We start from the raw sequence: 18,889 nt of genomic DNA, 5'->3' as shown, positions 1-18,889 counted from the left end.
TCGATGCCGTCAGAAGCCGTTCAGTATCAGCGCAGGAATCAGGTTGGCTTCTTGCTGATCGATTATCCGCCAGTGAATGTGCTCGGAGCATCGGTCCGTGCCGGGCTTGCGCGCACGCTTGCGGCAGCGCTCGCCGATGCGTCCGTGCGGGCGATCGTCATCGCATGCGCCGGCAAGACGTTTTCGGCCGGCGCCGACATTGGCGAATTCGACGGGCCGATGGCGGAGCCGACACTGCAGGCGGTGTTCGCGTCCATCGAGGCATCGAGCAAGCCGATCGTCGCGGCTCTGCATGGCATGGCGCTCGGCGGCGGCGTCGAGCTGGCGCTTGCATGTCACTACCGAGTGGCGACGGCGGATGCGAAGCTCGGCCTTCCGGAGATCACGCTGGGGCTGATTCCAGGCGCCGGCGGCACGCAGCGTCTGCCGCGAGTCATCGGTGCGGCGGCGGCCCTCGATATGATTGTTTCTGGCGCACCGGTCGATGCCGCCGCGGCGTCGAAGCTCAGACTGGTCGATGCAGTGGTCGACGGAGATCTGCTGCTGGGAGCACAACGTTTCTGCGAGCAATTGATCGAGCAGGGCGCAAAGCCCCGGCCGACGGGCAGCCGGCCGGTCGAGGTTTCGGGCTTCGATGCGCCAGGGATTGCTGCCATCGTCAGCAAACATTCGCGAGCATTGAAAGGACGTACGACTCAGCAGCTCGCCCTCGAAGCGGTCACTGCGGCCACGCAATCGGATTTCGATGCGGGGCTCGCCATCGAGCGTCGCATTGCCGATCGTTCGATCGCGTCGATGGAAAGCAAGGCACTGCGCCACCTGTTCTTCGCCGAGCGGCAGGTCGCGAAAGTGCCGGGTGTCGCGATGGATTCCTCAAAGGCGCTGATTGCCCGGGTCGCAATCATCGGCGCGGGAACGATGGGCAGCGGCATCGCCACAGCCTGCGCCGATGCGGGCATGGCCGTTACGTTGATCGACTCCCATGCCGACGGCATCGAGCGCGGTCTCGCGTTGATCGCGTCGAACTATGAGTCGAGTGTGGCGCGCGGGCGATTGACTCATGAAGAAGCCGCACGCCGCCGCGGACGCATCGTGGATTCGCTGGAGCTTGGCGCCGCCGCCGAAGCCGATGTGGTGATCGAGGCGGTGTTCGAAGATCTGGCGCTCAAGCAAAGCATCCTGTCGAAGATCGCTTCGCTCACCCCAGCATCGACCTTGCTGGCGTCGAATACTTCGACATTGTCCATCGCCGAGTTGTCACGGCCCTGTCGCGATCCGCAACGGGTGGTCGGGCTGCATTTCTTCAGCCCGGCCCACGTGATGAAACTGCTCGAGATCGTGCGGTCGCCCAGCACCGATGCGGCCGCGCTCGGCCGGGCGCTGGCGCTGGCAAAGCAGTTGAAGAAGATTGGCGTCGTGGCCGGCGACGCCTTCGGCTTCATTGGCAACAAGATGATGCTGGACGGCTACTGGCGTGAAGCGGAGCAGTTGATGCTGGAAGGCGCGACACCCGAACAGGTCGACAGCGCCATGGAATCTTTCGGTTTCGCGATGGGGCCGGCGCGCGTCAACGATCTGGGTGGGACCGATGTCGGCACCAAGACCCGCATCGAGCTGTTCAAACGGGAGACGCGGCCGGATCCCTATTTTGTCATTGCCGATGCGCTGACGGCGATGAACCGTCTCGGGCAGAAGACCCTGGCGGGCTTCTATCGATATCGGCCCGGCGAGCGACAGGCGCTGCCGGATGATGAGGTGATCGAACTCATCGCCAAGTTTGCCGCCGATCGCGGCATCGCCCGTAGGTCGATCGAAACCTCCGAAATCGTGGAGCGGTGCCTGCTGCAACTCATTAACGTCGGTGCGCAGGTGCTCGAAGCCGGCATCGCGATGCGCGCTGCCGATATCGATGTGGTGTGGGTGCATGGTTATGGCTTTCCGAGGCATCTTGGCGGTCCGATGTTTCATGCCGACAGCCTCGGGCTGAAGCACGTTCTCGACCGCATCGAGTACTACGGTGCGCGCATGAAGAGTCGCGACGACTACTGGCGGCCGGCGCCGCTGCTCGAAACACTCGCTCAGCAAGGAAGGTCGTTTGCAAGCTGGGACAGCGAGCGCGCCGCCTGATGAAGGAGTACGACGACATCCCCGGGACTTACGTGTTCGATGCCGAGCGCGCACGACAGGGATATCCCTTGAATCGCTTCTGCATGTCGCTGATGCACGAAGACAATCGCAAGCGGTTCAAAGCAGACGAGGCAGCCTACGTGGGCACGTTCGGTCTGAGCGAGGAGCAGGTCGACGCGGTGCTCAGCCGGTCGTGGAATCGCATGCTGGCGCTCGGAGGCAATGTTTACTTCATGGCCAAGCTCTTCTTCACCGACGGCCGCTCGGTGCAATTCGCGTGCGCGCAGATGGCCGGCATGACGCAGGACGCCTACGCGCAGATGATGTTGAGCGGCGGTCGCTCGCCGGACGGAAACCGCTACAAGCGCGAGCAGAGCGATGGCTGAAGTGTTCGCCGCATTGACGACCTCACACGTGCCGGCGATGGGCGCGGCCGTCGACTTGGGCAAGACTCGCGATGAGTACTGGCGCCCCGTGTTCGAAGGTTATGAGTTCGCGAAGCGGTGGATTGCGGAGACGCGGCCCGATGTCGTCATCCTGGTCTACAACGATCACGCGACCGCGCTGGGCCTCGATGTGATTCCGACGTTCGCGCTCGGCTGCGGTGCCGAGTTCGAGCCTGCCGACGAGGGCTGGGGGCGCAGACCGGTACCGATGGTGAAGGGCGATCCGGAACTTGCAGCTCACATCGCGCAATCGCTCATCCTGGATGAGTTCGACCTGACGCTGATCAATCGCATGGATGTGGACCACGGCCTGACGGTGCCACTGTCGATGGTCTTCGGTCAGCCCGAAGCGTGGCCTTGCAAGGTCATTCCGCTCGCAGTGAATGTCGTGCAGTACCCGCCGCCGACCGGCAATCGCTGCCTGCGTCTGGGCCACGCTCTGCGCAAGGCGGTCGCAAGTTACGATCGCGATCTGCGTGTGATGGTGTGGGGAACAGGAGGAATGTCACATCAGCTGCAGGGGCCGCGCGCCGGGCTTATCAACTCGGAGTTCGATGCCCGCTTCATGGACCTGCTCATCGATGCGCCCGAGGAGGCCGCTTCGATCCGGCATGTCGATTATCTGCGCGAGAGCGGTTCGGAAGGCATCGAGCTGGTGATGTGGCTGATCGCTCGCGGCGCGCTGACTCCGAAGGTCCGGGCCGTGCGGCGTTTCTATCATGTGCCGGCATCCAATACCGCAGTCGGCCACCTGATCCTCGAGAACGCAATATGAGTAACAAGGCGGCCTCGATCCTGCTGCATCCGAGTGCCATACGCGAGCAATCGCGGCCGTTGCCCGCTCGTATCGATCCGAACGTAAGGCAGTTACGTGCACTGGTGGCAGTCGCGCAAGGCGGCTCTGTGCACAAAGCCGCATCGCTGATGCATGTGACACAGCCGGCAGTCACGCGCGCGATCCATGAACTGGAGCAGGCGCTTGGCCTCGAACTGTTCGCACGTACGCCCAAAGGCATGGTTCCCACCACCGTCGGCGTCATTCTCGTGGAGCGAACTCAGCGCGCCTTCGCTCAATTGACTCACGCGGAGCAGGAATTGGTCGACATGGGAGTGTGTCGCCGGTCGACCGCCAGCATCGGCGCGAAGGTGACCAATCGGCACTTGCGAGCGTTGGTGGCGATCGATCGCCATGGGACCGAAACCGCAGCGGCGCAGGAGCTCGATATCTCGCAGCCTGCGGTGACGCAGACACTGCGCCAGTTGGAGCGCATCGTCGAATCCAATCTGTTTATTAGAACGGCGCGCGGCATGCTGGTGACGCGTGCCGGAGAGATCATGCTGCGGCGGACGAAGCTGATGTTCCATGAGCTGCAATTGGCGCGCGACGATATCGCCGCCCAGTTCGGCAACATCAGCGGCCGTATCGTGGTCGGTGCGTTGCCGCTGGCGAGCACGCTGCTCGTGCCGCGAGCGGTGACGCGTTTGAAACAGGAACATCCGGACCTGCAGATCACGCTCCTGGAAGGCACATATGAGTCGCTGCTGGAGAGCCTGCGCTGCGGTGACGTGGATCTGCTGGTCGGGGTGCTGCGCTACCCGATTCCATGCAGCGACATCGTGCAGGAGAAGCTGTTCGAAGACTTGCTCTCGGTGGTCGGCCGGAAAGGGCATCCATTCGCCGCGGCGACATCGCTGAAGCTTGCTGACGTGATCGATTGCGAGTGGGTGCTGCCGTACAAGGCTGCGCCGTCGCGCAAGGCGTTCGAGCAGGTCATGCACGCGGCCGGCCTGCCTCTGCCGAAGAATGCCATCGAGTCCAATGCACTGGTGGCGCTGCGCGCGTTGCTGATCGAGAGCGACCGGCTCTCGATCCTGTCGCGCAACCAGATTCACTACGAGGAATTGCACGGCATGTTGTCGGTGCTGCCCATCGACATGCGCGGCAGTGAGCGCCCGATAGGCATCACGACGCGCGCCGATGCCAAACGTTCGGTGGGTTTGCAAACGCTGCTGTGCCACCTGCGCGCTGTCGGCGACGAAATGAACGACGGAATTACTGTGGAGACGAGACGATGAAGCCGACGAATCTGGAAAATGTATTGAAACAAGCGGGCAACCCGGTGCGCATGTTGCGCAACTCCAAAATAGGGGCGTACGTCTATCCGGTCGTGCCCTACGAGTTCAGCAACTGGCGGGACGAGCAGCGAGGCTGGCGCGAGACCGCGGTGCTGTTCGATCAGACGCACCACATGGCCGAGTTCACCGTGAAGGGGCCGGATGCGCTCAAGCTGTGCTCGTATCTCACCATCAACAGCTTCAACAACTTTCAGCCGAACCGCGCCAAGCAGATGGTTCCTTGCAGTCATGACGGCTATGTCATCGGCGATGGCATTCTCTTCTATCTCGACAAGGACGAGCTGCTGTTCGTCGGCCGCGCACCGACGGTGAACTGGATGCAGTTTCATGCCGAGAGCGGCGAGTTCAAGGTCGAGACGATTCGCGACGATCGATCTCCTTCATATCCGCGGGGCAAGCCGGTCACGCGGCGGCATTATCGGTATCAGATCCAAGGGCCGAAGGCCTCGGAGATTCTCGCCGAACTCAATGGTGGGCCGCTGCCCGACGTGAAGTTCTTCACCATGGACACCATCAAGATCGCAGGCCAGCCGGTGCGTTGCCTGCGTCACGGCATGGCGGGCGAGCCGGGCCTGGAGATCTGGGGACCGTACGAGCAGTACGACGAGATTCGCGAAGTCATTCTGGCGGCGGGCGAGGAATTCGGACTGGTGCAGGTGGGTGCGCGCGCTTACTCGACCAACACGCTGGAATCCGGCTGGATTCCTTCGCCGCTACCGGCCGTTTATACCGGCGAGAAGATGAAGGCGTACCGCGAGTGGCTTCCTGCCAGCGGGTACGAAGCGACCGGCTCCATCGCCGGCAGTTTCGTTTCGGATAATATCGAGGACTACTATCTGACGCCGTACGCCTTGGGCTACGGGCCATTCGTAAAATTCGATCACGACTTCGTCGGCCGGGAGGCGCTCGAGAAATTACAGCACCAGCCACAGCGCAAGAAAGTCACTTTCGAGTGGCATCCCGAGGACCTGGCGAAGATCTATCGTTCCATGTTCGATCCATCGATGCCGAACTACAAGTACATGGACGTTCCCAACTTCAACTACGGCTCCTCGTCCTACGACGCGGTGCTCAAGGGCGGGAAGATGGTGGGCTTCTCGATGTTCGGCGGCGCCAGCTTCAACGAGCGCAGAGTGCTGTCGTTGGGTGTGGTCGATGCAGGCATCAACGTGGGCGACGAGCTCACGCTGTTGTGGGGTGAGGAGAACGGCGGCACTAACAAGGCCACCGTCGAACGCCACACTCAGCTCGAAGTGCGCGTGAAGGTTGCGCCGGTGCCTTACGCTCGGGATGCCCGCGAGGCTTATCACCAGGGCTGGCGTAGCAAGCAAGCTTGAGCTTGTCATGACGTCTCTCAAGCTCGACGAGCTGATTGCGATAGACGTGCACACGCATGCCGAAGTCTCCTGCCGCTGCCCGACGGACGAGGTGTGGCAGGAATACGAGAATGCGGCGAACGTGTACTTCAAGGCCGGCAGTCGCCGGCCGACTATCGCGGAGACGGTGGCCTACTATCGCGAACGGAAGATCGGGCTGGTGATGTTCACGGTCGATTCCGAACATCAGATCGGCGCGCGCCGCATTCCCAACGAAGAAGTGGCGGATGCGGCGCGCGACAATGCCGACATGATGATCGCATTCGCCAGCATCGATCCTCACAAGGGCAGGATGGGCGTGCGCGAGGCGAAGGCGCTGTTGAAGGACGGCGTCATTCGCGGGTTCAAATTCCATCCCACTGCGCAGGGCTTCTTTCCCAACGACCGAATGGCTTATCCGCTATACGAGGTGATCGCCGAGCACAAGTTGCCGGCGATCTTTCATAGCGGCCACTCAGGCATTGGCACCGGGATGCCGGGCGGCGGCGGGCTGCGTCTGAAATACTCCAACCCGATTTATCTCGACGACGTCGCCGCGGATTTTCCGGAGATGAATGTCATCATCGCGCACCCGTCCTGGCCGTGGCAGGACGAGGCGCTGTCGGTGTGCTTGCACAAGCCGAATGTTTATATCGATCTGTCGGGATGGTCGCCCAAGTATTTCCAGCCCCAACTGATCCAGTACGCCAACGGCCAGCTCAAGCACAAGATGCTGTTCGGCTCGGACTATCCCCTGATCACGCCCGAGCGCTGGATGAAGGATTTCGCGGAGGCGGGCTTCAAGCCGGAGGTGCGGCCGCTGATTTTCAAGGAGAATGCGATCAAGGCGCTGCGCTTGCGCTAGCCCTGGCACAGTCGCATGCATTGCATCCCTTGTCGAACACGACGCGCCATGCGCCGTCCGGCTCGCGACGCCATACTGAATTGAACGTGCCGACGCGCTTGCCTTTGGGATCGAAAATGGGGCCGCTGCTGTGGGCCAGCGTGCCGGAGTCGATCACTTCCACGGTCTCGGGCGTCCACGAGAATGGCGGATTCGGACCCTCGAAGAACGCCTTCCATGCTGCCGCGATCGCCGCTTTGCCGCGGGTCGCTTTCTTATCGTCAAAGAACACGGCGTCTTCCGCGAGATGTCGCGTGAAGGCGGCGTGGTCACGAGCCGCCATGGTAGCTGCAAATGCCTGCTCTGCGTCGCGCACCTCTTTGGCAAGTGTTGTCGGATCAGCGGCGGCCGAACCGGCGAAGGCGACGAGAGCGATGAAGCAGGTCAGCGAAGTCTTAAGGCTCATGCGCAGTGTCCTGGACTGAGGGAAGCGTGCGAACGATACGCCGAAATCCGTTGCGAGCAAGTAGAGCATTGGTACGTGCGGAGCGCCCATTTCGCTCGTTTCGCTGATTTCTGAGCCCTTCGGAACTTAACGTCGAGAGGCGCATTCGGCGGTTACGGGTCGGGTCAACGGAGATGCGCCGCCATGTCGATCGGTACCTGCAAGACACGCCATCGGACGGTTTCAGTCAACGGACTCGAGTTGTTCATTCGCGAAGCCGGCGAGCCCGATCGGCCCGCCGTGCTGCTCCTCCACGGCGCGCCGAGCTCTTCGCACACCTTCCGCAATCTCCTGCCTTTGCTCGCGGACACGGCGTATCTCGTTGCGCCGGACATGCCGGGCTTCGGGTTCTCAGAAGCGCCGCCGCAGGAGCGCTATGAGTACAGCTTCGAGAACCTCGCCAGCACCATCGAAGCGCTCACCGATGTGCTCGGGCTGAAGCGGATGTTTCTTTACGTTCACGACTATGGCGCGCCCGTCGCATATCAGCTCGCGCTGCGTCGCGCCGAGCGCGTGCTCGGCCTCATCGTTCAGAATGGCAGCGCGCATGACGAAGGCATGGTCGGGATCTGGGACGATGCCAAGGCCTTCTGGGCCGATCCGTCGCCCGAGAATCGCGCGAAGCTGCCCGACTGGCTCAACTTCGAAGGCGCACGAGCCGTGTATCTCGACGGAGTTCCGGAGCGTCTGAAGCCGCTGTTCCCACCCGAGTGTTGGCACCTCGACTGGGAGCGCATGAGCAGGCCCGGCAATGTCGAGATTCAGTTCAAGCTTTTCGAAGATTATAAGAACTACGTCGCGCGCTTCCCGGACATCTCGCGCTATCACCGGGAGCATCAGCCGCCCTGTCTGATCATCTGGGGGCGCCACGATGTCTATTACGCGCTGGACGAGATCATAGCTTACGCGCGCGAACTGGAGCGGCTGGAGATGCACGTTCTCGACGGTGCGCATTTCCTATTGGAAACTCACTGCCGCGAGTGCGCCGACGCGGTTCGCGGTTTCATCGCGAGCGCGGCGAGATGAAGGTGGGCCTAAAGCGATGACTCGTCGAAAGTTGCCGCCCATTGCAACGTGCCTGAGTGCTTCGGGCCTCGGGTTTGATATACCCTCTCTTGCAGAGTCCGGTGTCACAGTTTGGAGAGTCCCATGGACGCTTCCACCTTGGTCATCGCTTTTCTGCTCGTCACCGCAGCCTCCCTGGCCAGTTATCTGTTGAGCCAGTGGAATTCCATTCGTAACAGCAACGTGAGCATCAGCTGGGTCGTGATCAGCATTGGTGTCACGTTGCTGCTGGCGGCAGCGGCGATTGTTGTGCTCACGGTCGGTTTGTTATCTGAGCTGCGGCTGTCACCAAACATCGAGTCGGCGGAGCCGAGGCGACAATCTACACCGTGGGGCAGGGGAACAGCAGAACGTGTGGCTGCTCCGCAAGCAGCGCCGACGACCGCCGCACCGGCAGAGAGTGACATCGGTCCCGCGGCTGGCCGAACCATCGCTGAGAAGCATCCTGAGCATCGCAGTGAGATTGCGAGGGCATCGGCGCTGACTTCGCCGCAACCACCTGAAGCACCCGCGGAAGCCAAGGCGCCTCATGGCGCCGGACTTGTATTCACGGAAGCGGATCCCTGGGCGGCAACAAACTGCGTTTACGCGTTGAATCGCGATCCGGCGGACCTCACCCGCTGGACGATAGAAAACGAGTGTGGCGCCCCGGTGGGTGTGGTGTTCGCCTCTTGCTCGAAGAGTCCGCTGGAATGTAGCGACCGCCAATCCACGTCATGGGAATACCCGATCGAAGGGATGATTCTTCCTGGCAGGGCACAGCGGCCGGTCACCTATGAGGAAGAAACTCGATACGGCAGTCAGATTCGCTACGTCGCCTGTATGGTTGCAACTCCTCTGGCGATCGAACTGATCGGCGAAAGCCGCGAAATCCGCTCATCACCGTCCTGGGTGGAGCAATTCGATGCGGCTCGCAACGGCGATGAATGCCTGATGCGAGTTCAAAAACTGTCAGCTGCGGGCCGCAGGTCGGGCAGCTCGATCGATGCTCTGCTCGGCCCGAACGCGCCGGGCAAGGTCCGCCCAGGCTTTGTTTCAGAGCTTTGATCTATAGAAAGCATCACCTGCTGCTCACCAATTCGGTGATGTAACGTTCGAGTGTGGTTGTGCCGCGCCATGCGTTGTCGGACATGTCGAAGCCGCCATCCACGCTCACCGCCGTCATTCGCGCATACGAATCTGCGGCGGCTTCGGAGAAGCCGAGATTGAGAAATGACTCTTTCCACTGGTCACGCGGCGTGACGACCACTTCGACTGGCCGGGCGAGTGCCTTCGAGAAGGCTTTCGCCACGTCGGCTGGTGTATAGCGCGCTGGGCCTTCGACATAGCGAACACCGACGTCATCAGGCGAGGACACCAGCCGTTCGGCTGCCAGCGTGCCGAGATCGCGCGGCGCTACCATCGGGATAGCAAGATCGGCGGCGAACATCGTGGGTAGCTTGCCCGTATTGCGGACGACATCGAGCAGCCCGTCCCAGTTACTCATGTAGTAGGCGCCGCGGTTGATAGCGGCCGGGATGGGTTGTCTTCGCAGGCCTTCTTCGAGCTCCCACAGTACGCTCAAATCGCCGATGCGCTCGCCGGGCTGCGCGCCGCCCGTCGATTGGGCGACAACCTTCTCGAGCTTCGAACCTTCCAACGCGGCAAGGATGTTGGAGACCGTTCGTCTCTCAACCGCATCAGTGTCCGTCGACGGGTCCGCGGGTGGATTGAGAAGGAAGGCGCGGCGGCCGTGACGAAAGGCTGCGCGGAGCGATGCTACATCCTCGACGCTTGCCTCAACGATCTCTGCGCCTTTCGCGCTCCATGCGCCGGCGTGGCTCGCCTGGCGCGTAATGATTGTCACCTCTTCGCCACGACCGAGCAGCGTTTCCGTCACTGCCGAGCCGACATGCCCCGTTCCACCCAAGATGATGTACATCGGCGTCTCTCAAGTCCGTTCGTCGGAGATGATGAGAATTCATCGGTGCGATGGCAGGTTCCCTATGTGCGAGGTCGCTTTTGGCGCCGCTGCGATTTTGAGCCATCTACGCACACCGCGTCTTTTCTATCCTCATCCCAGCGCCAATCGGGCATTCCGGGCCCGATCTCTACTCCACCGACCCACCGCTTCGGTGGCTCGAGCGACAGGAAATCGATGTCGCCGTTCAACACTGCTCGTCCCAGCGTGGTAATCGTCAGTACATCAGTCCAGGGCGGGCGCGCCTCGCCGTTGCGCGCAATCCCTGGGCGGCGCTCATAAAGGCGAGCGCTCGCACCCTCCATGTTCAGCACGCGATTGCGAACCTGGAAATCGCCTTGGCCGGGGAGAGGGTCTAGTTGGTACGTCAGGCGTCCATAGAGGTGAGCGAGATTCATCTCCTCTTCGGCGAGCAGTTGTAGCGCCATCTGCTCGGTAAAGGATAGGCCGTTCATGCGCGACGGCAGCTCACGCAAATGCCGGTGCAACGCCTTGCCGAGCAGCGGCAGTACTGACGTGCCACCTTGCATAATTGAAGCGAGTGCGCGAGGGTCGGGAGCGACAAGAGCGCACCAAACATTGAGACCGAGCGTCAACGTGGCACGCGTCGCCGGTTGTCGCGTCGTCCAGAGCATGCGTAACGCCTCGGGCGGTAGTTGCCCCAGGCCGATGAAACGCACTGCGCCCGGAAACTCGCCGATATTGATCAGCTCCAGTCGCGGCGGACGGCGATGGGTCGAGTAATGTCCCAGTAGCCGCGCCAGTACGAGTTGGTCGTAGCAGTCGAACTCGGACCAGATCACGACTCGGTCGTAGCTTGCGGAATCGTGCAGTCGCTGTTCGTCGCGTTCGAGATCGCGCAACACGGATTCGTACTGAAGCGGTGGGTCGCGCGAGTCGGCGTAGCTATCAACTAGAAAGTGTGCTCGCTCCTCGAGACACTTCGGCCCCTCGCGCACAGGGCCGATCAGATAGGGATAGTTGTGCTCGTAAAAGTCGCCTCGAAAGCCGGCGTCGTGCAGCGGACCCTGGAGATCGCTGCCACACCGGACGTGCAGCGTGCGCATGTCGCCGTCGAGCGGTGCCGTCGCCTGTGCTCGCACGGCTTCATGTTCACGGGTCATCGCCTCGATGTGGCGCTTGAGTGCGGCCCAACTATCGAACCGCAGTTCCTGCGCAATCAGGTATTGCGCTTCGGCGAGCCTGGGTGGTGACGTGAAGCGAGCAAGCGCTGCGGGCTCTCCTGCACGCGCGGCTTTCAGCAGCTCCTTGGCGCGTTTGCGCTGCTGTTCAAAATTGAGACGAAAGTAAGAATACGACCCGAGCGAGTCGGCCATGACAGATTCCCCTTATCGGTGACCTGCGTCCGCCCAGGCAGATAAGGGAAACACGGACCTTCGCGAGCAGGTCTGGTTGTCGTGGGCGCAGCCCTTTCCGCGGACGTGGATGCTCCGACCGAGCTTGGATATTCTGGGAGTGCCGAGGCCGGGCCGTCAACCTGCGGCAGTCACTCTTCCGGTCCGGAGAAGCCCACGAAATAGATCTCTGAAATGCAGGTGTCCGAGTGCCTGGCGCCGGGATGCACGTCGGCAATGGTGAGCTCGACCTTGCGGGTGTACTGGTAGAGCAGGGAGATGTCTTCGAGCCAGTCGATGAACGGCGCAATCGCCCTGCGATTCAACTGTCGAACGTCTCTTTGCGGCAAGGTGGCGCTCACCTGACGCGTGTCGCGCTCATAGACGGCGGTGGCGTCCAGTCGCTTGATGCGGCCGTTGCCCTGAAAGACGTCCTGGTTCTTGGTGTAGCCGTTGACGATACCGACCGCCTCGACGCCGGCGGAGTTGAACTCGAACGTCAAGGTCTGCCCGGCGCCGCCGTCGGCAGCACCTTCGCACCATGCAGTGTCGAGATCGCCATCGAACATCTTGGAGATGTCGTGCCTCCCAGGCTGCGCTGGCGTGACGAGTGTCGACGAGGCTTGAGCGCGCGCGAGCCGGGGTGTGAGCAGTCGGTGCTGTGCGACGTACTGGCTCAGAAGGCGGACATCGTCGTCGTACTCGATCTGCAGATCGGGCGCCTTGCTGAGGTCATAGTTCACGAATTGCCAACGCAGGATATCGTCGTCGCTCGTATAGCCCGCCGGCTTGATCGTCTTGATCGTCGCACCGAGGTCCTTCAGGGCCGAGATATCGATGCTGATCGACAGCTTGGGAATTCTGCCATCGCCCCAGTTTCCGGACGGGCTCAGCAGATAACGAAACTTCCGGGGCGAGAAGGCGGGATCGAAGCGATTGGACCACGCCCAGTCGTCGAGCCGATTTCTGACCCGGTAGGTCACTGTCACAACGCGGCGCTGCGCTTCGCCGAAAGTCAGATCGGTAACCACCCAAGTGCGTAGCGAAGGGGGCGGCTCGGCTGCTTCGGATGCCGGTTCGATGAGCTCACGAATCGTCATGGGCTCGCCATCCACCTCGATCCTGACATCGCGAAGAGGCTTGCCTGCCTTGACCTTGTCCTCTTCGGACAGTTCGTCGCAATCGTTACACCACGCCGGATTGACGTAATCGATCGGAAACCCATACGCCACCGTAGTGCCAGAGCCACGGTTCACAAGGTGATACTCGGCGCGCACCGCAGCCCAGTCGCCCTCCATCACGATCCGCAGCATCTCCTCTTCGAGGCTGATGCTGGTCTCGCGAATCATGCGGATGTTGCCGGTCGCGTTCACGTCGGACCGGTCGATGGGAGTTCCATTCGCCCACGAGAGCGCGGGGACAAGGCAAAGCAGGGCCACGCAGAAAGGGCGTATGGCCGGCCAGAAGCTATGGGTGCGAGTAACGCAGGTTCTCGGGTGCATCAGATCCCTTGACGGCGATTTGTTCATCGAGCCCGAGCCCAAGTGTCGCACGACGTTCGATCGCGGTCACTTTCTGAACGATCTTCCAGGCGCCGTCGACTCTCAGGCATGACAGCATGTCGGTGAAATAGCGCGGCGGAACCTGCAGTTTCAGCTTCAACAGCGCGAGCCCTTTCTCAACATCTATCGATAAGAGCTCATCGTGGCGGCTCAGGCCCTGCAGTTTCGGGGCCTGCAGGCTTCGTACACCCGCCAGCCACGTCTCGATCGGTGTCACACTGACGCTGCCGTCCTCGCCAAGTTTCGTCACCGAGCAGGCGGGATGAAATATGGAGGCGAATTTGTCAGCATCCATCTCGTAGGCCGCGTCGAAGTAGGTTTTCGCTAAATCCGCCAGAGCGCAAACATCGGTATCCATAGAATTCCCAAGCCTCTTGTTGCGCGACGACTGTAGCCCTCGCGGCCGGACCGATTAATATCCTGGTGCTTAGCACCTTTGTAAGCCGGGCTAAGCAATCATCCGATGAGCACCAGCGATCCGCTTCTTTCGACCAGTGATTTCGGTCAGCTCCGCGCCTTCGTCGCTGTCGCGGAGGTGCTCAATTTCAGTCGCGCGGCCGAGACGCTCGGCGTCTCTGCGTCGGCTCTAAGCCAGATGGTTCGTGGGCTCGAGGAACGCGTCGGTGTCCGCCTGCTGCATCGGAACACTCGGAATGTCTCCCTGACAGAAGCCGGCGATCGGCTATTCCAGCGGGTCAGGCCCGCGGTCCACGAGCTCGGTGCAGCGATTGGACAGACAAGCGAGCTGCGCGCGCGCCCTGCCGGCATCGTTCGCATTCACTGCTTCCGTACAGCGGCGGGTCTGTTCCTGAGGCCTCTGCTGCGTCCCTTTCATGACGAGTATCCCGATGTCGTGCTCGATATCACGCTGGACGATGAGGTTGTGGATATCGTGGCCGGCGGCTATGACGTTGCTATCCGCATCGGCGAGGTCATCGAGCAGGACATGGTCGCCATCAAACTCGGTCCTGACCTGCGCCAGATTGCCGTCGCTTCGCCTGACTATCTCGCCCAACGCGGGATGCCCCAGCATCCGCACGACCTCGCATCCCACCGTTGCATCGGCTGGCGCTGGCCCGGTCACCAGACACCTTACAAATGGGAGTTCGTGGAGAACGGCAGGTGGTTCGCGGTCGCTGTCGGCGGACCGCTCATCACCAACCTCAAGGACTTCGGGCTGCAAGCGGCCGTCGACGGACTAGGCATCGCATTCGCCTCTGAACAGCTGATTGCGCCACATGTCGCCGCCGGCCGGCTGGTGCCGTTACTCGAGCGCTGGTCGGCGCCGTTTCCCGGGTACTATCTTTGCTATCCCGCGCAACGACAGATGGCCCCACCGCTGCGGGCATTCATCGATTCGGTTCGTTCGACAGCGCGGCAAGCAGCGATCTGATGGAGGTGCAATGGCGTGCGGCCGTGGGCCTTGTGCCCGCAGATGACTAGTTCACCTCCCAAAAACGCAAGTAGACGCCTCCCCAGCGGCCCCCTTCGTAGCGGTGGTGAACGGCGTCCCACGATAGTGCCCAGAGCGCGCCACTATCCGGCGCACCGTTCAGCGGATGCTCGCTTCGAATCCACACACGGGATAAGCGCGCGCTTCCTTCGGCCGGTCCAGACAGAAGGACCGCCCGATTGCCACCCACCAGTTTGATGAGGGCGGGCTCCTGCACCCACATGGAATTCGGATCGGCGGCGTGAGTGAACTTGACGGCGAGACGCCCGGAATCCATCTCTCGTTCGATGCTCGTCACCGACACGAGCACCCGTTCGGCGGGCAAGCAGAAGCCGCTGGTTCCGATGATGTCCTCGTCTTGGCCGCGTTCGGTGCGGTCGTATTTGAATACGTGCTCGCCGAGCTCCGGAAAGGCGGTCTTCGTCAGATAACCGAGGCGGACCAGTACATCCAAGTCTGCTTCCGCGTCGTCATATCGCACTTTTCCCGCGTTCGGATCGAAGTTCGCCGCACGCTGTCCAACCAGCCTGAGAGCGCGAAGGGGATAGCATACGGGGTATGTCTTTATCAGATCCTGAATCGCACTGGCGATCTCCGCCCTCGTCGTCGAAGGCGCCGGCGTTACCGCAATGAAGTCCGTTCCATCATCGACGAGCGGCGTCGTGCAGCCGGCCAATGCAACACAAGCCGCGAAAACGCAGCGCTTCAGACTACCGATCGGCATTTGAAACATCCTTCGTGGTCGGCATTCGGTCCGCCAACGCTGCCAGCTTCGGCCGGACGGACAGGGCCACTTCATACGCTGCACATTCATAGCGCACCTGTTCGCCGCCTTTCCGCTCACGACACTTAGGCGCCAGTCGGGCGATGATGGCTTCGTTGACGGAGCGGTACTCTTGCAACGAAGGCTCGATGTCCAGGCCGGCTTTGACGTTCGCAACCAGCGCTATCGGATAGATGATGCCCATGGCCAGCGCGACGGCGGCGCCGGACTCGGCGGGCACGTCTTCGAAATAGACACTGGCATCGATGCTGCACTCGAGGGCGCTCATCACCAAGGGCGGTCGCATCGTCTCGGATTCGAGCCCTTGCACGCTGAAGATGACTGAACGGGTGCAGGCGCTTACGTCCAACGGATCGATCGAATGCCTGCCCAGGTATTTTCCGCCGCCGATCCGCTGCGTGATCCCGTTGATCTGGCCTCGGGCGGCGTCGATGGCGGCGTACATTTCCCGCATCGAGGCCGCAACGTCGGCCGCGGGCGCGCCGGCTCCCATCTTCTGCACCGCGCCGATGGCCTTATCCGCTATGCCGACGATCTGATCGATCTCACCGATGGTCATTGGCGGCGGCGCCGGCCGCGAATCGCAAGCTGCGAGCGTCAATGCTGCTGCGAGAATCAAGGTACGCATGGGACCTCCGTGTCGTCGACATGTTCGATCTGGACCGGCGCAGATGGATCAAGTCACTCGGCTGGGCTCTCCGGAAAAGTTCGGCTCGTGCACGAACCGCAGATGCAGGCACGAGTGATCGCGGGACACGGAAGCATAGAAAGGCGGATTCCCATGAAGAAAATCCACCTGGAAGGCGAGCTGCTCTTCATAGAAGGCGGCTGCCTTCTCGACGTTGCGTACAAATAGAATCGGAACGGCGCTCAGGAGTCGTGGCTTGCCTTCGATCCGTGTTGACGTCGGCTTGGGCATGAACGCACTCCTGCTGAAGGCTTCAGCGAGCATGCAAAGAAAACCATGCACCTGCAGAGCCTGTCAATATATGTGCAGGAGGCATCTACTGCGGATGGAGCTCACAACAACTGAAGCTCCCGAGGCGGACTGGCCGGGCCGGTCACATATTCCTTTGTTGAACGAAGGCCGTCCTTCAGGCCGCGGTACGTGACGAGGTCATGGGCTTCCTCGTACGTGCACCAACGGTACTCCCCATGTTCCGCAGGGTTGATCTCAACGACTTCTGCGGTCACTTCCGCCGCATAGACGGCGATGATCTGCATGCACTCGAACCGGCGGTTGTAGATGGTGTAGACATGCTCAGCCGCCCAGATGGCGTTCGGCTCGAGGCCGAACTCTCGCAAGCGCCGCGCGATTGCCGGAACGATCCGCTCCGATGGCTCGGTCATATCGCTCGGCACCTGCCAGAAACGCCCGCCGTTGAACCAGCGATCCGCTTTCTCCTGCGACGTGTGAAGGAGCAGATATTCAACCCAGCGGGAAGGTGTCCGTCGGAATACCCACACGTCGAACACGTTTGATTGAAGCTCCATGGATACCTCGTGCGGACGATTCGTCGGCAGTCGACTTGAACGCTGGCTTACTGTAAATTAGTTCATGGCGCATATATACGACCAGCCGAGTCGGACCTTCGGCGAGTTCCTGTTGATTCCGAATCTGACGCGCAAGGACACCATTCCTGCCCGTGTCGATCTGAAGACCCCAATCGTCCGCTACCCCAAGGGTAGCCCGCCGCCGCTCTCAATCAATGTCCCGATCACCGCGGCGATGATGCAGGCGGTGAGCGATGACAAGATGGCGATCGCGCTCGCGCGCTGCGGCGGGCTGGCCTTCCTCTTCGGTTCGCAAACCATCGCCTCGCAGGCGGAAATGGTCCGTCGCGTAAAGAATCACAAAGCCGGCTTCGTGGTCAGCGACAGCAATGTGCGCCCGTCGGCAACACTCGCGGACGTCCTGGCAGTGACCGAAACCACGGGCCACTCGACGATCGCAGTCACCGAAGATGGCACGCCCACCGGCCGCTTGGTCGGCATGGTGACCGGCCGGGATTATCGCCCTGGCAAGACCCCGCCGAACCAGCCGGTCACGGAGCTGATGACGCCGTTCGATGCACTGATCTGCGGGAAAATCGGCCTGGATCTGGAAGCGGCCAACGATCTGATCTGGTCGCACAAGCTCAACTGCTTGCCGGTCATCGACGAGATGCGTCGCCTGCAGTACCTCGTGTTCCGCAAGGACTACGACGCTGCACAGGAATTTCCGCTGCAGCTCGTCGACGATCAAAAGCGTCTCATCGTCGGTGCGGGCATCAACTCACGCGACCATGCCGAACGCGTCCCAGCGCTGGTCGAAGCCGGCGTCGATCTGTTGTGCATCGATGCGTCGGACGGCTATTCGGAATGGCAAGCCGACACGATTGGGTTTGTGAAGAAGAACTATGAGACGCCCATCGGCGCCGGCAATGTCGTCGATCGCGAAGGCTTCTTGTATCTGGTCGAAGCAGGCGCCGACTTCGTGAAGGTCGGCATCGGCGGCGGCTCGATTTGCATCACCCGCGAACAAAAGGGCATCGGTCGCGGTCAAGCGACGGCGCTGATCGAGGTCGCCCAGGCCCGCAACGAGTACTTCGACAAAACGGGAATCTACGTGCCGATCTGTTCGGACGGCGGCATCACGCGCGACTATCACATCACGCTCGCGCTCGCGATGGGCGCCGACTTCGTAATGATGGGGCGCTATTTCGCCGGCTTCGAGGAAGCGCCCGGCCGCAAGCTACGGCTCAACCACACGATCGTCAAAGAGTACTGGGGCGAAGGCAGCAACCGCGCCCGCAACTGGCAGCGCTACGATGTCGGCGGCGGCAACAAGAAGAACGAGCTCACGTTCGAAGAAGGCGTCGATAGCTATGTTCCCTATGCCGGTCCACTGAAAGACAACCTCGAGACCACGCTGGCCAAGGTGCGCTCGACGATGTGTAACTGCGGTGCACTGACGATTGCCGAACTGCAGCGCACCGCGCGCCTCACGCTGGCCTCGACAGTCAGCATCCACGAAGGCGGCGTGCACGACGTGATGATCAAGGAGACGCGCTCCGCGTCGGCGGACGAATAGGGTGAGCTCTGCTTCGGGAGTAACGATGCAATCGTTCCGTAGACTGTCTGGGTTGATCTTTCTATGCCTGGTGGCGATTGCGGCCGAAGCGGACGAGGCGCCCGGCACACTGCGGCTGAAGTACCTGGGCGCCGCCGGTTGGGAATTGCAGTCCAACGGACTCATCGTCCTGGTCGATCCCTATATTTCCAGAATCAAGTACGACGGAGAAGGACAGAAGGACG

At 61.5% G+C, this 18,889-nt stretch carries 19 protein-coding genes and 1 pseudogene; 11 read left to right on the top strand and 9 right to left on the bottom strand.

The genetic code is table 11. The features are described 5' to 3' along the window. The first annotated feature begins 3 nt into the window (after positions 1–3). The 6 genes from GYH35_RS33595 to GYH35_RS33570 are packed head-to-tail and all read left to right on the top strand — an operon-like array spanning position 4 to position 6,929. A complete protein-coding gene (locus GYH35_RS33595) occupies positions 4–2,127 on the top strand; it encodes a 3-hydroxyacyl-CoA dehydrogenase NAD-binding domain-containing protein (protein WP_161830666.1) in 2,124 nt (707 codons plus the stop codon). Beyond that, on the top strand, positions 2,127–2,513 hold the full coding sequence (gene ligA, locus GYH35_RS33590) for a protocatechuate 4,5-dioxygenase subunit alpha (RefSeq protein ID WP_161830665.1): 387 nt from the start codon (positions 2,127–2,129) through the stop codon (positions 2,511–2,513). Before GYH35_RS33595 ends, ligA begins: the two co-directional genes overlap by 1 nt. After that, positions 2,506–3,348, top strand: coding sequence for a class III extradiol dioxygenase subunit beta (locus tag GYH35_RS33585; protein WP_161830664.1), 843 nt, complete (start codon positions 2,506–2,508; stop codon positions 3,346–3,348). The genes ligA and GYH35_RS33585 overlap by 8 nt, the downstream gene beginning before the upstream one ends. Beyond that, entirely contained in the window at positions 3,345–4,649 is a 1,305-nt protein-coding gene (locus tag GYH35_RS33580) for a LysR family transcriptional regulator (RefSeq protein ID WP_161830663.1), read from the top strand. Before GYH35_RS33585 ends, GYH35_RS33580 begins: the two co-directional genes overlap by 4 nt. Then, entirely contained in the window at positions 4,646–6,046 is a 1,401-nt protein-coding gene (gene ligM / locus GYH35_RS33575) for a vanillate/3-O-methylgallate O-demethylase (protein WP_161830662.1), read from the top strand. Before GYH35_RS33580 ends, ligM begins: the two co-directional genes overlap by 4 nt. A 7-nt stretch (positions 6,047–6,053) precedes the next feature. Further along, positions 6,054–6,929 (top strand): amidohydrolase family protein, encoded by an 876-nt coding sequence (locus GYH35_RS33570; RefSeq protein WP_161830661.1) that lies wholly within the window; start codon positions 6,054–6,056, stop codon positions 6,927–6,929. Here GYH35_RS33570 and GYH35_RS33565 read toward each other — a convergent pair. Then, positions 6,907–7,464, bottom strand: coding sequence for a YybH family protein (locus GYH35_RS33565; protein ID WP_235936902.1), 558 nt, complete (start codon positions 7,462–7,464; stop codon positions 6,907–6,909). The two genes, GYH35_RS33570 and GYH35_RS33565, sit on opposite strands and share 23 nt — an antisense overlap. A gap of 93 nt (positions 7,465–7,557) precedes the next feature. Between GYH35_RS33565 and GYH35_RS33560 the strand changes: the two genes are divergently transcribed. Continuing rightward, the gene (locus GYH35_RS33560) at positions 7,558–8,439 is read left to right on the top strand and encodes an alpha/beta fold hydrolase (RefSeq protein WP_161830660.1); all 882 of its coding nucleotides are present in this window, start codon (positions 7,558–7,560) and stop codon (positions 8,437–8,439) included. Positions 8,440–8,562: 123 nt separating this feature from the next. Beyond that, on the top strand, positions 8,563–9,525 hold the full coding sequence (locus tag GYH35_RS33555; protein WP_161830659.1) for a hypothetical protein: 963 nt from the start codon (positions 8,563–8,565) through the stop codon (positions 9,523–9,525). A 13-nt stretch (positions 9,526–9,538) separates the two neighbouring features. Here the strand turns inward: GYH35_RS33555 and GYH35_RS33550 are convergent, their stop codons facing one another. From GYH35_RS33550 to GYH35_RS33535, 4 genes are all read right to left on the bottom strand, one after another. Beyond that, entirely contained in the window at positions 9,539–10,399 is an 861-nt protein-coding gene (locus GYH35_RS33550; RefSeq protein ID WP_161830658.1) for an NmrA family NAD(P)-binding protein, read from the bottom strand. A gap of 62 nt (positions 10,400–10,461) precedes the next feature. Beyond that, positions 10,462–11,775 (bottom strand): DUF1835 domain-containing protein, encoded by a 1,314-nt coding sequence (locus tag GYH35_RS33545; RefSeq protein ID WP_161830657.1) that lies wholly within the window; start codon positions 11,773–11,775, stop codon positions 10,462–10,464. 170 nt (positions 11,776–11,945) lie between these two features. Next, positions 11,946–13,166 (bottom strand): NADase-type glycan-binding domain-containing protein, encoded by a 1,221-nt coding sequence (locus tag GYH35_RS33540; protein WP_161830656.1) that lies wholly within the window; start codon positions 13,164–13,166, stop codon positions 11,946–11,948. Positions 13,167–13,260: 94 nt separating this feature from the next. Further along, a complete protein-coding gene (locus tag GYH35_RS33535; RefSeq protein ID WP_161830655.1) occupies positions 13,261–13,713 on the bottom strand; it encodes a nuclear transport factor 2 family protein in 453 nt (150 codons plus the stop codon). A 105-nt stretch (positions 13,714–13,818) separates the two neighbouring features. Here GYH35_RS33535 and GYH35_RS33530 point away from each other — a divergent pair, with 105 nt between their 5' ends. Beyond that, on the top strand, positions 13,819–14,748 hold the full coding sequence (locus GYH35_RS33530) for a LysR family transcriptional regulator (RefSeq protein WP_161830654.1): 930 nt from the start codon (positions 13,819–13,821) through the stop codon (positions 14,746–14,748). Between the two features lie 46 nt (positions 14,749–14,794). Here the strand turns inward: GYH35_RS33530 and GYH35_RS33525 are convergent, their stop codons facing one another. From GYH35_RS33525 to GYH35_RS33510, 4 genes are all read right to left on the bottom strand, one after another. Beyond that, positions 14,795–15,532 carry a hypothetical protein gene (locus tag GYH35_RS33525; protein WP_161830653.1) on the bottom strand — a complete coding sequence of 246 codons (738 nt, stop codon included), beginning with the start codon at positions 15,530–15,532 and terminating at the stop codon, positions 14,795–14,797. Further along, on the bottom strand, positions 15,519–16,220 hold the full coding sequence (locus tag GYH35_RS33520; RefSeq protein ID WP_161816503.1) for a hypothetical protein: 702 nt from the start codon (positions 16,218–16,220) through the stop codon (positions 15,519–15,521). Before GYH35_RS33520 ends, GYH35_RS33525 begins: the two co-directional genes overlap by 14 nt. Positions 16,221–16,268: 48 nt before the next feature. Then, entirely contained in the window at positions 16,269–16,511 is a 243-nt protein-coding gene (locus GYH35_RS33515) for a glyoxalase superfamily protein (protein ID WP_161830652.1), read from the bottom strand. Between the two features lie 101 nt (positions 16,512–16,612). Beyond that, positions 16,613–17,086 carry an NUDIX domain-containing protein gene (locus tag GYH35_RS33510; RefSeq protein WP_161830651.1) on the bottom strand — a complete coding sequence of 158 codons (474 nt, stop codon included), beginning with the start codon at positions 17,084–17,086 and terminating at the stop codon, positions 16,613–16,615. A 64-nt stretch (positions 17,087–17,150) separates the two neighbouring features. On the opposite strand from GYH35_RS33510, the gene GYH35_RS33505 reads away from it, so the two are divergent. Together GYH35_RS33505 and GYH35_RS33500 are read left to right on the top strand one after the other, a co-directional pair. Then, on the top strand, positions 17,151–18,665 hold the full coding sequence (locus tag GYH35_RS33505; RefSeq protein WP_161830650.1) for an IMP dehydrogenase: 1,515 nt from the start codon (positions 17,151–17,153) through the stop codon (positions 18,663–18,665). Between the two features lie 25 nt (positions 18,666–18,690). Further along, positions 18,691–18,889, top strand: a pseudogene (locus tag GYH35_RS33500) (hypothetical protein); the annotation flags it as partial.

Source organism: Steroidobacter agaridevorans (assembly GCF_009932555.1).
Classification (GTDB): Bacteria; Pseudomonadota; Gammaproteobacteria; order Steroidobacterales; family Steroidobacteraceae; genus Steroidobacter; species Steroidobacter agaridevorans.
This window is presented reverse-complemented; position numbering and strand designations above follow the sequence as displayed.

Coding starts and splice junctions, on each gene's coding strand:
- GYH35_RS33520 (WP_161816503.1), bottom strand. CDS start 16,220: ATGCGTACCTTGATTCTCGCAGCAGCATTGACGCTCGCAGCTTGCGAT.
- GYH35_RS33510 (WP_161830651.1), bottom strand. CDS start 17,086: ATGGAGCTTCAATCAAACGTGTTCGACGTGTGGGTATTCCGACGGACA.
- GYH35_RS33505 (WP_161830650.1), top strand. CDS start 17,151: ATGGCGCATATATACGACCAGCCGAGTCGGACCTTCGGCGAGTTCCTG.
- GYH35_RS33585 (WP_161830664.1), top strand. CDS start 2,506: ATGGCTGAAGTGTTCGCCGCATTGACGACCTCACACGTGCCGGCGATG.
- GYH35_RS33530 (WP_161830654.1), top strand. CDS start 13,819: ATGAGCACCAGCGATCCGCTTCTTTCGACCAGTGATTTCGGTCAGCTC.
- ligA (WP_161830665.1), top strand. CDS start 2,127: ATGAAGGAGTACGACGACATCCCCGGGACTTACGTGTTCGATGCCGAG.
- GYH35_RS33595 (WP_161830666.1), top strand. CDS start 4: ATGCCGTCAGAAGCCGTTCAGTATCAGCGCAGGAATCAGGTTGGCTTC.
- GYH35_RS33565 (WP_235936902.1), bottom strand. CDS start 7,464: ATGGGCGCTCCGCACGTACCAATGCTCTACTTGCTCGCAACGGATTTC.
- GYH35_RS33550 (WP_161830658.1), bottom strand. CDS start 10,399: ATGTACATCATCTTGGGTGGAACGGGGCATGTCGGCTCGGCAGTGACG.
- GYH35_RS33515 (WP_161830652.1), bottom strand. CDS start 16,511: ATGCCCAAGCCGACGTCAACACGGATCGAAGGCAAGCCACGACTCCTG.
- GYH35_RS33525 (WP_161830653.1), bottom strand. CDS start 15,532: ATGCCGATCGGTAGTCTGAAGCGCTGCGTTTTCGCGGCTTGTGTTGCA.
- GYH35_RS33545 (WP_161830657.1), bottom strand. CDS start 11,775: ATGGCCGACTCGCTCGGGTCGTATTCTTACTTTCGTCTCAATTTTGAA.
- GYH35_RS33555 (WP_161830659.1), top strand. CDS start 8,563: ATGGACGCTTCCACCTTGGTCATCGCTTTTCTGCTCGTCACCGCAGCC.
- GYH35_RS33535 (WP_161830655.1), bottom strand. CDS start 13,713: ATGGATACCGATGTTTGCGCTCTGGCGGATTTAGCGAAAACCTACTTC.
- GYH35_RS33580 (WP_161830663.1), top strand. CDS start 3,345: ATGAGTAACAAGGCGGCCTCGATCCTGCTGCATCCGAGTGCCATACGC.
- GYH35_RS33560 (WP_161830660.1), top strand. CDS start 7,558: ATGTCGATCGGTACCTGCAAGACACGCCATCGGACGGTTTCAGTCAAC.
- GYH35_RS33570 (WP_161830661.1), top strand. CDS start 6,054: ATGACGTCTCTCAAGCTCGACGAGCTGATTGCGATAGACGTGCACACG.
- ligM (WP_161830662.1), top strand. CDS start 4,646: ATGAAGCCGACGAATCTGGAAAATGTATTGAAACAAGCGGGCAACCCG.